This is a genomic window from Sphingopyxis sp., from assembly GCF_036402335.1.
Lineage (GTDB): Bacteria > Pseudomonadota > Alphaproteobacteria > Sphingomonadales > Sphingomonadaceae > Sphingopyxis.
The window spans coordinates 1-11,154 of the sequence record NZ_DASWTD010000659.1; the positions used below are offsets into that span (position 1 = coordinate 1).

13 protein-coding genes are annotated in these 11,154 nt (G+C 65.0%); 6 read left to right on the forward strand and 7 right to left on the reverse strand.

Annotated features, from left to right (window positions below; all coding sequences use genetic code 11):
• A partial coding sequence (locus VGD20_RS21065; RefSeq protein WP_331136323.1) for a sodium-translocating pyrophosphatase occupies positions 1 to 1,698 on the forward strand: 1,698 nt, incomplete at its 5' end.
• Between the two features lie 135 nt (positions 1,699 to 1,833).
• Here VGD20_RS21065 and VGD20_RS21070 read toward each other — a convergent pair.
• From VGD20_RS21070 to rsmI, 4 genes are read right to left on the reverse strand one after another with little or no spacing between them, the layout of a single operon-like run.
• Positions 1,834 to 2,442 (reverse strand): DedA family protein, encoded by a 609-nt coding sequence (locus tag VGD20_RS21070; RefSeq protein WP_331136324.1) that lies wholly within the window; start codon positions 2,440 to 2,442, stop codon positions 1,834 to 1,836.
• 22 nt (positions 2,443 to 2,464) lie between these two features.
• Positions 2,465 to 3,415 (reverse strand): glutathione synthase, encoded by a 951-nt coding sequence (gshB, locus tag VGD20_RS21075; RefSeq protein WP_331136325.1) that lies wholly within the window; start codon positions 3,413 to 3,415, stop codon positions 2,465 to 2,467.
• A 10-nt stretch (positions 3,416 to 3,425) separates the two neighbouring features.
• Positions 3,426 to 3,776, reverse strand: a complete 351-nt coding sequence (locus tag VGD20_RS21080) for a YraN family protein (RefSeq protein WP_331136326.1) — start codon at positions 3,774 to 3,776, stop codon at positions 3,426 to 3,428.
• Positions 3,773 to 4,633, reverse strand: a complete 861-nt coding sequence (gene rsmI, locus VGD20_RS21085) for a 16S rRNA (cytidine(1402)-2'-O)-methyltransferase (protein WP_331136327.1) — start codon at positions 4,631 to 4,633, stop codon at positions 3,773 to 3,775. The genes VGD20_RS21080 and rsmI overlap by 4 nt, the downstream gene beginning before the upstream one ends.
• Positions 4,634 to 4,694: 61 nt before the next feature.
• Between rsmI and VGD20_RS21090 the strand changes: the two genes are divergently transcribed.
• Both VGD20_RS21090 and infC read left to right on the forward strand, forming a co-directional pair.
• Complete coding sequence (locus VGD20_RS21090) at positions 4,695 to 5,831, forward strand: penicillin-binding protein activator (RefSeq protein WP_331136328.1); 1,137 nt, start codon at positions 4,695 to 4,697, stop codon at positions 5,829 to 5,831.
• Positions 5,832 to 5,989: 158 nt separating this feature from the next.
• Positions 5,990 to 6,526 (forward strand): translation initiation factor IF-3, encoded by a 537-nt coding sequence (gene infC / locus VGD20_RS21095; protein WP_331136329.1) that lies wholly within the window; start codon positions 5,990 to 5,992, stop codon positions 6,524 to 6,526.
• A gap of 137 nt (positions 6,527 to 6,663) precedes the next feature.
• On the opposite strand, the gene VGD20_RS21100 is transcribed toward infC, so the two are convergent.
• Positions 6,664 to 7,365: an NRDE family protein gene (locus tag VGD20_RS21100; RefSeq protein ID WP_331136330.1), complete on the reverse strand. Its 702-nt coding sequence runs from the start codon at positions 7,363 to 7,365 to the stop codon at positions 6,664 to 6,666.
• A 97-nt stretch (positions 7,366 to 7,462) separates the two neighbouring features.
• Between VGD20_RS21100 and VGD20_RS21105 the strand changes: the two genes are divergently transcribed.
• From VGD20_RS21105 to VGD20_RS21115, 3 genes are read left to right on the forward strand one after another with little or no spacing between them, the layout of a single operon-like run.
• The gene (locus tag VGD20_RS21105; protein WP_331136331.1) at positions 7,463 to 8,029 is read left to right on the forward strand and encodes a DUF4287 domain-containing protein; all 567 of its coding nucleotides are present in this window, start codon (positions 7,463 to 7,465) and stop codon (positions 8,027 to 8,029) included.
• Positions 8,026 to 8,634, forward strand: a complete 609-nt coding sequence (locus tag VGD20_RS21110) for a TetR/AcrR family transcriptional regulator (RefSeq protein ID WP_331136332.1) — start codon at positions 8,026 to 8,028, stop codon at positions 8,632 to 8,634. Before VGD20_RS21105 ends, VGD20_RS21110 begins: the two co-directional genes overlap by 4 nt.
• A gap of 23 nt (positions 8,635 to 8,657) precedes the next feature.
• Entirely contained in the window at positions 8,658 to 9,095 is a 438-nt protein-coding gene (locus VGD20_RS21115) for a hypothetical protein (protein WP_331136333.1), read from the forward strand.
• Positions 9,096 to 9,130: 35 nt separating this feature from the next.
• Here VGD20_RS21115 and VGD20_RS21120 read toward each other — a convergent pair whose 3' ends face one another.
• Complete coding sequence (locus VGD20_RS21120; RefSeq protein ID WP_331136334.1) at positions 9,131 to 10,651, reverse strand: S10 family peptidase; 1,521 nt, start codon at positions 10,649 to 10,651, stop codon at positions 9,131 to 9,133.
• A gap of 94 nt (positions 10,652 to 10,745) precedes the next feature.
• Positions 10,746 to 11,154 (reverse strand): UvrB/UvrC motif-containing protein (locus VGD20_RS21125; RefSeq protein WP_331136335.1); only part of this gene is annotated, 409 nt, incomplete at its 5' end.

The window sequence follows — 11,154 nt, forward strand, 5'->3', positions numbered from 1 at the left end:
ATCGCCGTGCTGTTCTACGTTCTGGTTGAGGTCAACGGCGCCCAGCCGCAGAGCCGCGAAGTCGTCGACGCGCTCGTCGCGCTCGCGTTCGGCGCTTCGCTGATCTCGATCTTCGCGCGCCTTGGCGGCGGAATCTTCACCAAGGCCGCCGACGTCGGCGCCGATCTCGTCGGCAAGGTCGAGGCCGGAATTCCCGAGGACGATCCGCGCAACCCCGCGGTGATCGCCGATAATGTCGGCGACAATGTCGGCGACTGCGCGGGCATGGCCGCCGACCTTTTCGAAACCTATGTCGTCACCGTCGGCGCCACCATGGTGCTGATCGCGTTGCTGCTGAAGGGCGCCGGCGACATGTTGCTCCCGCTGATGACGCTGCCGCTCCTGATGGGCGGCGTGTGCATCGTGACCTCGATCATCGGCACCTATTTCGTCCGCTTGGGTTCGTCGACCAACGTCATGGGCGCGATGTACAAGGGTTTCCTCGTCACCGCGGTCCTGTCGATCCCGGCAATCTGGTTCTCGACCAGCTATGCGCTGGGCGGCGACATGAACACCAATATCACGGGTACCGAGTTCAACGGCAGCGACCTTTTCTATTGCTCGCTGCTCGGTCTCGTCATCACCGGGCTGATCATCTGGATCACCGAATATTACACCGGCACCAACTATCGCCCGGTGCGCAGCATCGCCAAGGCCTCCGAGACCGGTCACGGCACCAACGTGATCCAGGGCCTGGCCATCAGCCTTGAATCGACCGCGCTGCCGACGCTCGTCATCTGCGTCGGCATCATCGTCGCCTATCAGACGGCGGGCATCATCGGCATCGCCTTCGGCGCCACCGCGATGCTCGCGCTCGCGGGCATGGTCGTTGCGCTCGACGCCTATGGTCCGGTCACCGACAACGCCGGCGGCATTGCCGAAATGGCGGGCCTCGACGATTCGGTGCGTGAAAAGACCGACCTGCTCGATGCGGTGGGCAACACGACGAAGGCGGTGACCAAGGGTTATGCCATCGGTTCGGCGGGTCTCGCGGCGCTGGTGCTGTTCGGCACCTACACCGCCGACATCGCCGAATATTCGGCAAAGCTCGGCATCGACGCCCCGCTGACCTTCTCGCTCTCGTCGCCCTATGTCATCGTCGGGCTGCTGCTCGGCGCGCTCCTGCCGTACCTGTTCGGGGCGATGGGCATGACTGCGGTCGGCCGCGCGGCAGGCGACGTGGTGAAGGATGTCCGCGACCAGTTCGCGAACAACAAGGGCATCATGGACGGCACTAGCCGCCCCGACTACGCCCGCACCGTCGACCTCGTCACCAAGGCGGCGATCAAGGAAATGATCATCCCGTCGCTGCTGCCGGTGCTCGCGCCGATCGTCGTGTTCTTCGTGATCCGCGGCGTGGCCGGTCCGGCCGCGGCATTGGAGGCGCTCGGCGCGCTGCTGCTCGGCGTGATCGTCGGCGGGCTGTTCGTCGCCATCTCGATGACCTCGGGCGGCGGCGCGTGGGACAATGCCAAGAAATATATCGAGGACGGCAACCACGGCGGCAAGGGCAGCGAGGCCCACAAGGCTGCGGTGACCGGCGACACCGTCGGCGATCCGTACAAGGATACCGCGGGTCCTGCGGTCAACCCGATGATCAAGATCACCAACATCGTGGCGATCCTGCTCCTCGCGGCACTGGCCCACGGCGCGGCATAAGCGGCGCCACCCACGGGTAAAAGAAAGGCCCTGCCGGAGGTATCCGGCGGGGCTTTTTTGTCGGTTTTGGGGTGCGGGCGACGCCAAATATCGGTCGTGAACGGCCATTGTTGCCGGAACGACAGCAAGATCGGGTCATCTGTCCATTGTCTTGGGCTTCCAGGTGATGACGCGGTAGATGTAGACCACGACGAGCGAGCCGATCGCGACCAGCGCGACGGGGCCGACGAAGGCGTCGAGGTTTGCGAACTTGCCGCCGAACCAGTTGCCCGCGCCCGCGAGCGCGGCGATCCAGATCGTCGAACCCGCCGCGGTCCAGAGCAGGAATTTCGCCTGGTTCATCTTCACCATGCCCGCGGGCAGCGAGACCATCGTCCGCGCGACGGGCATGAAGCGCGCGACGAAAACGATCGCGGGGCCATATTTCAGGAAGAAGGCGTGCAACCGCTCGACCTCGGCCCAGTCCAGCGTCAGCCAGCGGCCATGGCGGTCGATAAAGGGCTTCAGCCGTTCATAGCCGATCCAGCGGCCGATACCGTACCAGATCCAGTTGCCCGCGGTGGTTCCCGCAACCGCCACCGCAACGAGCGTCCAGAAGTCGAAATGCCCCTTGGCGACCGCGATACCGCCAAGCCCCATGATCACTTCGGACGGAATCGGCGGGAACACATTTTCGAGGAACATGAGGACAAAAATCCCCGCATAGCCCCAGCTCTGAATCAGGTTCAGGATGAAATCGGTCATGGGAGGAGAACGCGCCGGGGCCTCAGCCGATGCGTCGCTTGATCGCGTCCCAGATCATGCCCGCCGTATCGCTGTTGTTGAAACGGTCGATCGCGACGATGCCGGTGGGCGACGTCACGTTGATTTCGGTCAGCCATTCGCCGCCGATGACATCGATGCCGACGAAGACAAGGCCGCGTTCGCGCAGCTGCGGACCGAGGACGTCGCAAATTTCCTGCTCGCGCGGGGTCAGCTCGGCCGCCTCGGCATAGCCGCCGACCGCAAGGTTCGAGCGGAATTCGCCTTCGCCGGGCTTGCGGTTGATCGCGCCCGCGACTTCGCCGTCGACGAGCACGATGCGCTTGTCGCCCTTGGCTACGCTCGGCAGGAACTGCTGGACCATGAAGGGTTCGGGCCACACCTGTCCGAACAGCTCGACGAGCGCGCCGAGATTGCCGCCGTCGGCGTCGATGCGGAACACAGCCTTGCCGCCGTTGCCGTGGAGCGGCTTGATGACGACCGCGCCGTGACGCGCCTGAAAATCCTTCACGGCATCGAGGCTGCGCGTGACCATCGTCGGCGGCATGAACTCGGGGAAATCGAGCACGAACACCTTTTCGGGCGCGTTGCGGACCGAGACGGGGTCGTTCACGACGAGCGTCTCGTGTCCGATGCGCTCGAGCAGCCAGGTGCCGGTAAGATAGCCGAGGTCGAAGGGCGGATCCTGTCGCATCAGCACGACATCGATATCGCGGCCGAGGTCGAGCAGCACCTCATCGCCGAACCTGTAGTGCGCACCGGCCTCGCGCTGCGCCTCGAGGATACGATGCGCCTTCGTCGTCAGCCGCCCGGCCTCCCACGTCAGCCCGCGAACGTCATAGTGATAGAGCTCGTAACCGCGCTCGAGCGCCTTCAGGATCAGGTGGAAACTGCTGTCGCCCCCGATGTTGATACCGTCCATCGGGTCCATTTGTACCGCGGCGCGCAGGGTCATTATTTCTTCCTCAGGGTTGCCAGACGTGGACCAGATGGCGTGGCAGGCGTCTCGGCGCAAGAAGCATCACGTCGATCCGTATGTCGTCGCGCGGACCCGCGAAGCGCGGGCTCAGCATTTCGGCGGCCGCGGCGACGCGGCGCAGGCGATACTGGTCGATCGCAAGGTCGAGGTCGGCGGCGCGGTCGCGCCATTTGACCTCGATGAAGGCAATCGTGCGTCCGCGCCGCGCAACGAGGTCGACTTCGCCCGCGGGCACGCGCAGCCGCTCGCCAATGATGCGCCAGCCATGGAGGCGCAGCCACCACGCCGCGCGGCGTTCGGCCTTGCGCCCGCGGGCTTCGGCGGCGGCGCGGCTCAAGCCTGCTCTTTCAGCGCCAGTGCGCGGGCATAAGTCTCGTGGCGATCTAGCCCGAAGCGTTTCGCCACCGCTTTTGCCGCCTGCGCGACGGGCTTGTCGGCCATCGCCTCGCGGAGTGCTGCGTCGAGCGTCATGTCGTCGGCTTCCTCGGCCGCCGCCTCGCCCGGCGGGCCAACGATCACAACGATCTCGCCCTTCGGCGGGGCATCGGCATAGCGCTCGGCGAGGTCGGTCAGCGTGCCGGTGACGCATTCCTCGAACATCTTGCTGATTTCGCGCGCGACTGCCGCTTCGCGGTTGCCAAGCCCCTTGGCCATCGCGGCCAGTGACGCGGGCAGCCGCGGCCCGCTTTCGTAGAATATGAGCGTTGCGCGCAGCCCCGCGAACTCGGCGAGCGTGTCTGCGCGCGCCTTCGCCTTGTTGGGCAGAAAGCCCGCGAAGAGAAAGCGGTCGCTCGGCAGGCCCGACAGGGTGATCGCTGCGATCGCCGCGCAGGGGCCGGGGAGGGTGGTAACGTGGCGACCGGCGGCGCGTGCGTCGCGGACGAGCTTGTATCCGGGGTCCGAAATCAGCGGGGTTCCCGCATCCGACACCAAAACGACAATTTCGCTCTCCATACGCGCAACCAGCGCGGCGCGTGTGCGTTCGTCGCTATGATCATGATAGGGGGTCATCGGCACACGCAAACCCAGATGCGACAGCAGCTTCGCGGTCACGCGCGTATCCTCTGCGGCGATTACGCCTGCGGAGGCGAGCGTTTTGGCCGCACGCGGGGTGATGTCGCCAAGGTTGCCGATGGGCGTCGCGACGATATAGAGACCGGGCAAGGGAGAATCTGAGATGTTCGAATCTGGCATGACGCCGAAAATGGCAGAAACTGCTGCCCAGCGCCAAAATAATGCGCCGCCGCGTCGCCAGATGTTGCGCGGGCTCGGCGCCGTGGCGATGGCAGGGCTGCTTGCGGCGTGCCAGGTGGTGCCGAAGTCGAACGGGCCGGCGACCCCGCCGCCGCCGACCAACCCCGACGACAATGTCGGCCCCGGGCTGCCGACCGACACCGATCGTCACCGCGTTGCACTCCTCGTGCCGCAGACCGGTCCGAATGCCGACGTCGGCACCGCGATTGCCAATGCAACGACGCTCGCGCTGCTCGACTCGCGCACCGAACGCGTGCGCATCACCACCTACGATACCGCGCTCGGCGCCGCTGCGGCGGCGCGGCAGGCGGTCGCCGACGGCAACAAGCTGATCCTTGGCCCGCTGCTCAGCGAAGACGTCACAGTGGTCGCGCCGATCGCGCGCGAGGCGAAAGTGCCGGTGCTGAGCTTTTCGAACGACAGCGGCGTTGCGGGCAACGGCGTCTTCATCATGGGCTTTGTCCCCGGCCAGTCGGTCGAACGCGTCGTCGCCTTCTCGCGCGCCAGGGGCCATCAGCGGTTCGGCGCGCTCGTGCCGAAGAATGTCTATGGCGACCGCTCGGCGGCGGCGTTCCGCGCTGCGGTGGCCGAAGCGGGCGGCACGCTCGTCGCGGTCGAAAGTTACGACCGTAGCGCAACCGCGCTGACCGGCGCCGCGCGCCGGATCGCCAATGCGGGTGCGATGGATGCGGTGCTGATCGCCGACAGCGGGGGCAATGCGATCCGCGCCGTCCCGGTGATCAAGGGTACCGGCAACAAGCAGATTCTGGGTACCGAACTCTGGAATACCGATGCTGCGCTGGGCAGCAGCGCGGTAATGCGCGGGGCCTGGTTCGCGAGTGTATCGGACGGACTCTATGGGCAACTGGCGACCAAATATCGCACCCGCTTTGGCAAGGCACCGTACCGGCTCGCCAGTCTCGGCTATGATTCGGTGCTGCTGACGGTGCGTATCGCGCGCGACTGGAAACCCGGAACGAACTTCCCCGCGACGCGGTTGCTCGCCGCCGACGGCTTCGGCGGCATCGACGGCATCTTCCGCTTCAACAATCGCGGCATCGCGGTTCGCGCGCTCGAGGTCAGCGAGATCGGCGCCGGCGGTTTCCGCGTCGTCGATCCCGCGCCGACCAAATGGTAGTGGCAGACCGGCCACAGTCGGTCCGAAAAGCGCAATAGGGAGCGCGCGGCGCCCTTTACGACGGCTTCGCGATCACTATATGACCATCGCGCGTGTTTTTGCGTCGATGCTGCGCGCCCATTTTAAATGACCCAGGAGATACAGCTATACCACCGCCCATGACCCGTCGCCCAATGGCACCGATGCCGCCGAAAAACGGCCCGCGTTACAATGAATTCATCGCCTCCCCCAAAGTCCGCGTGATCGACGAGGAAGGCGAAAATCTGGGCGTAATGCTGACTGCCGAAGCGATCGAGCAGGCGGCCGAGGTGGGTCTCGACCTGGTGGAAGTATCCCCGAACGCCGATCCGCCGGTGTGCAAATTCCTCGACGTCGGCAAGTTCAAGTACGAGGCGCAGAAAAAGGCGAACCTCGCACGCAAGAGCCAGAAGACGCAGGAAATCAAAGAGATCAAGATGCGTCCGAATATCGACGATCATGATTTCGACGTGAAGATGCGCAAGGTGTTCGACTTCCTCGAGGAAGGCGACAAGGTCAAGATGACCATGCGTTTCCGCGGCCGCGAAATGAGCCACACGCAGCTCGGCCTGAACGTGCTCCAGCGCGTCGCCGAACTGACGTCGGAAATCGCGAAGGTCGAGGCGCATCCGCGCACCGAGGGTCGCCAGATGCTGATGGTGATCGCGCCCAAATAATGGCTTCAATCCTCCCTGCGGCGCAGCCGTGGGGAGGGGAACCGCCCGCGTAGCGGGTGGTGGAGGGGCCGCGCCATAGTCCCTCCGTCAGCGGCTGAGCCGCTGCCACCTCCCGATCGCTTCGCGACAGGGAGGATTCAGGAACCTATACGAAATTCGAGGGCGGTCGTTCCAGCGGGACGGCCGTCCTTTTCGTATCGGCGTTCGATCATCCTGACGTCGCCAGCCGCCGACACCGCGACGAGCGTCGAGGCCCGCGTGCCATAGACGTCGCCGCGCAGGAACAGCGCGGGGTCGTCCTCGGCCATCAGTGTGTCGAGCAGGCGCTCGCCATCGCCGCCGGCCGCGACCGTCGCTTCGAGGGCAATGCGCAGTCGTGTGGCGCGCGGGCAGGGGGCGTCGACGGGTTCGTTGGCGAGCGCATGGACACCCGGCTCGAGCGGCATGATCAGCGGGACCGGCCGGTTGGTGAGCAGCCGCGTTTCGCCGCCTTCCACCGCGAAGAGATTGAACGCATTGAAACGCGGTAGATCCTCCGCCGTGGGTGCGGCGAAGCGCCCTTCGCCGCGCAGCATGTCGACGACGAGCGCGCCGCGCGACTCTTTCGCGGGATCGGGCATGGCGCCGCGGACGTTGGTCACGACGACAGCGCGGCCGCTCGCGCGGTGCAGGCCGAGCCAGGTCCCGCCGGCCTGCAGATCGCGTCCGGCGACGATGTCGCTGCCGTCGTCCCACGAATGAAGCGGCGCGGCCGGCCGCGCGTGGAATTCGTCGCGGTTGCCGATGAGGAGGAGGGGCCAGTCGGGATGGGCCCGATGGGCGAGGGCGACGACACACATGGGAGGCATATCGGGTGCCGGCGGGCGCTTGCCAAGTCTCTTGACAAAATGCTTGGTTGAATGTTCAATCAAGTCATCTCGACGAGGGAGGACGCTGATGGCCGACGAATTCGCGAAGATGGGCGAGACGCTGCGGGCAAAGACCGGCAAGGGGCTCGATGAATGGGTCGCGAGCGCGCGCGCGACCGGGATTGCCGGGCATATGGCGCTGGTGAACCATCTCAAATCCGAACATGGACTCGGGCATGGCTATGCCAATATGATCGTCCACGCGGCCAATGCGTCGTCTTCGCTGTCGCAGGATGGCGATGCGCTGGTCGCGGCGGCGTTCGAGGGCGTCAGGGCGCGCTGGCGCCCGCTTTACGATCGGCTGGTCGTGCTGGTGCAGGGCTTTGGCGACGATGTCGAGCTGGCGCCGAAGAAGGGCTATATCAGCCTGCGCCGCAAGAAGCAGTTCGCGCTGCTCCAGCCTTCGACGAAGGACCGCTTCGATATTGGAATCGCGCTCAAGGGCGAGGAGCCGGCAGGAAAGCTCGAGGCCGCGGGAAGCTGGAACGCGATGGTCTCGCACCGTGTGCGCATCGCGGACGATGCCGGGGTGGATGACGATGTCGCGGGCTGGCTCCGCGCCGCCTATGATCGCGCCGGACCGGAAGTCCGATGAACGCCGCCGATACACGCCACCGCATCCTGATGACCGCGATGGAGCTGTTCTGGGAGAAGGGCTATCTCTCGACCTCGGTCTCCGACATTCTTTCGCGCAGCCAGGTCCATAGTGGCAGCCTCTATCATTTCTTCCCCGGCAAGCAGGACGTGCTTGTCGGGGTGCTCGAACTTTACCGCGACGGGATAGGCGAGATGCTGCTCGCGCCGAACTGGGAGGGCGTCGACGATCCGATCGACAGGATCTTTGCGCTGCTCGCGGGATATCGCACCCACCTGATCGTCACCGACTGCACCTATGGCTGCCCGATCGGCAGTCTCGCGCTCGAAATCCACGAGCCCGACCCGGTCGTCCGTGACCTGATGGCGGCGAACTTCACCAACTGGTCGGCGGCGATCGCGGGTTGCTTCGATGCCGCCGCCGATCGCCTGCCGCCCGGTGCCGACCGCAAGGCGCTTGGCGAATTCGTGCTGACGGTGATGGAGGGGGCGGTGATGCAGGCGCGCACCTATCGCGACATCGGCTATTTCGATCGTAACATCGCTGTATTGCGTGACTATATCACCTCATTGATGGCGACCGCAAAGGATGATAGCTTCGCCTGATCTTTCTGGAGGGGGAGACGAATATGACTGACGCTGTGAAAACGCCGTGGCACCTGTGGGTGGTCGGGGGATTGTCGCTGCTGTGGAATGCGTTCCCGGTGGTCGATTTCACGCTGACGAACATGCAGAACCCGTTCTGGCTGTCGCAATATAATGACGCTCAGCGCGCCTTTTTCCTCGGCACGCCGGCCTGGGCCAATTTTTTCTGGGCATTGGGCGGTTTTGGATCGTTCATCGGATCGCTGCTGCTGCTGTTCCGGTCACGCCACGCCGTGACGGCCTTCATCGCCTCGGCGGTCGGGCTTGCCGGGATGACCTATTATCAGCTGGTGCTGAACGGCGACACGTTGAAGCAATTGCTTGGCGACCTGCCGCTTTACTCCAGCATCATGATCTGGGCCGTGCTGCTCGCGCTGATATATTATGCGCGGCGGCAGACCGCGAAGGGTGTCCTGCGCTGACGAAAAAGGGGCGCCATGACGGCGCCCCCCGATCGTTACCGCTCGCGGATGAAGGCGCGGATGTCGGCCGACAATTTGTGGCGATCCTCGTCGCGGATATACATCATGTGCCCCGCGCCATAATATTGATACTGGATGCGATCCTGCGGGATGCCGGTGCGTGACAGCGCATATTCGGCGGCGAAGAAGGGCGTTGCGAAGTCGTAATAGCCCTGGCCGACGAACACGCGCAGCCCCGAATTCTCGCGCAGCGCCTGCCCGATATAGGGTGCGACGTTGAGGTAGCTGTTGCTGTCGCGGTCGCCGATCCGCCAGTCCCACTGGCCGCCGATCCGGCCGATCGACTGATATTCGCGGTCGGTCTTGAACCCAAGCCCGTCGCGGCTCCAGCTGTTGATCGCCGCCGTATAACTGGCATCGATGCCATAGAAGCTCGGATCATTGTCGGGGCCTTCGCCGGCGCTGTCATAGTCCTTGCCGGTATAGCGGCTGTCCAGCCGGCCGACGGTCAGCCCGCGGTCGCGCAGCAATTCCTTGTAGAAACGGTTCGGCGTGACGCGGAGGTCGGCGTTTTCGAGATAGGTTTCCGAAAGGCCGGTGAAGCGCGAAAGCTCGCGGCGGATCGCGGCGCGCTCTTCGCCCTGCAGTTTCTGGCCCTTGAGCAGCGCGGTGGCATAGGGACCGATCGCCCATTGCCGTGCTTCCTCGACGAAGCCTTCGACCGACGGTGCGGTCGCCTTGCCATGGTAGAGCGCGGTCGCGGCCATCGAGGGCAGGTTGGTGATCGGCGACAGCTCGTTACCCGCCGTATCGGCGCCCGCCGCGAAATCGAGCACGGTCGAAATCAGGATGATGCCATTCAGCGCGACGTCGTTGTAGGTGACGTTCATCAGCTGGTTGGCAACCGCGGCCGAGCGCGTCGTGCCATAGCTTTCGCCGCCGAGGAATTTGGGGCTGTTCCAGCGGCCATTGTCGTTGAGCCAGCGGCGGATCACCTCGGCGACCAGCTTCGCATCCTGCGTCACCCCGTAATAATCCTCGGGCTTCGCCTTGCCGATCAGGTGCGAGAAACCGGTACCCGGCGGGTCGATGAAGACGACGTCGGTCACGTCGAGCAGTGCGTCGGGATTGTCGACGATCGGGTAGGGCGGGGCGCCGTCGTCGACGCCGGTGCCGGGAATCGCGACGCGCTTCGGTCCGAATGCCCCCATCATCAGCCAGACGGTGCCCGACCCGGGGCCGCCGTTGAACAGGAAGGTGATCGGCCGGCTCGGGTCGCGCGGCTCCTTGACATAGGAGGTGGTGACGACCGCGACTTCGGGCACGCCGTCCTTGTTCTTGATGATCGTCTCGCCGATCGTCGCGGCATAGTTGATCCGCTGGCCGCCGAAGGTCCCCGACAGCTTCGTTGTGTGGACCTGCGGCTGGTAATCGGCGGCTTCCTCGGCCTTTGCCTTGGTGTCGGCGGCGCGGTCGGCGGCCTTGTCCTGCGCGTAGGTGAGGGTGGGCGCAGCGACAGCAAGCGCGAGGGCGATAAGCGACAGACCTGTTTTCATTGATGACTCTCCCCGGATTCGGGGCGACCCTAGGCAGGCGAAAAGGACGGGGCAAGGCCGCTCGTCGGAAACCGTATACTTTTTGTCGAAGGGGTTACCGCCCCCACTTGGTCTTGCTCTGCTTCCCAAAGCGTCCCTTGCGCGTGCCCGGCTTGCCTTCGTTCGAGCGCCCGACGCGCGGTGCGACCTGCTGGTCCGCGGGCAGTCCCAGCTCGTCGGCCTCGAGCTTGCGGATTTCGTCGCGCAACCGTCCGGCTTCCTCGAACTCCAGATCGGCCGCAGCGTCGCGCATCTTCTTTTCGAGGTCCTGAATGTACGCGCGCAGGTTGTGCCCGACCATGTGCGCGGGCTTGTCCTCGCCGATGTCGATCGTCACCTGATCCTTCGACGCGACATGCGCGATGATGTCGCCGATGTTGCGGCGGATCGTCGTGGGCGTGATGCCGTGCTCGGCGTTATACGCCTCCTGCTTTTCGCGGCGGCGGTCGGTTTCGCGCATCGCG

Excerpts from the sequence above, each read along its gene's own strand:
- VGD20_RS21070 (WP_331136324.1), bottom strand. The coding sequence starts at position 2,442 with ATGACCGATTTCATCCTGAACCTGATTCAGAGCTGGGGCTATGCGGGG.
- gshB (WP_331136325.1), bottom strand. The coding sequence starts at position 3,415 with ATGACCCTGCGCGCCGCGGTACAAATGGACCCGATGGACGGTATCAAC.
- rsmI (WP_331136327.1), bottom strand. The coding sequence starts at position 4,633 with ATGCCAGATTCGAACATCTCAGATTCTCCCTTGCCCGGTCTCTATATC.
- VGD20_RS21090 (WP_331136328.1), top strand. The coding sequence starts at position 4,695 with ATGTTGCGCGGGCTCGGCGCCGTGGCGATGGCAGGGCTGCTTGCGGCG.
- infC (WP_331136329.1), top strand. The coding sequence starts at position 5,990 with ATGACCCGTCGCCCAATGGCACCGATGCCGCCGAAAAACGGCCCGCGT.
- VGD20_RS21100 (WP_331136330.1), bottom strand. The coding sequence starts at position 7,365 with ATGTGTGTCGTCGCCCTCGCCCATCGGGCCCATCCCGACTGGCCCCTC.
- VGD20_RS21105 (WP_331136331.1), top strand. The coding sequence starts at position 7,463 with ATGGCCGACGAATTCGCGAAGATGGGCGAGACGCTGCGGGCAAAGACC.
- VGD20_RS21110 (WP_331136332.1), top strand. The coding sequence starts at position 8,026 with ATGAACGCCGCCGATACACGCCACCGCATCCTGATGACCGCGATGGAG.
- VGD20_RS21115 (WP_331136333.1), top strand. The coding sequence starts at position 8,658 with ATGACTGACGCTGTGAAAACGCCGTGGCACCTGTGGGTGGTCGGGGGA.
- VGD20_RS21120 (WP_331136334.1), bottom strand. The coding sequence starts at position 10,651 with ATGAAAACAGGTCTGTCGCTTATCGCCCTCGCGCTTGCTGTCGCTGCG.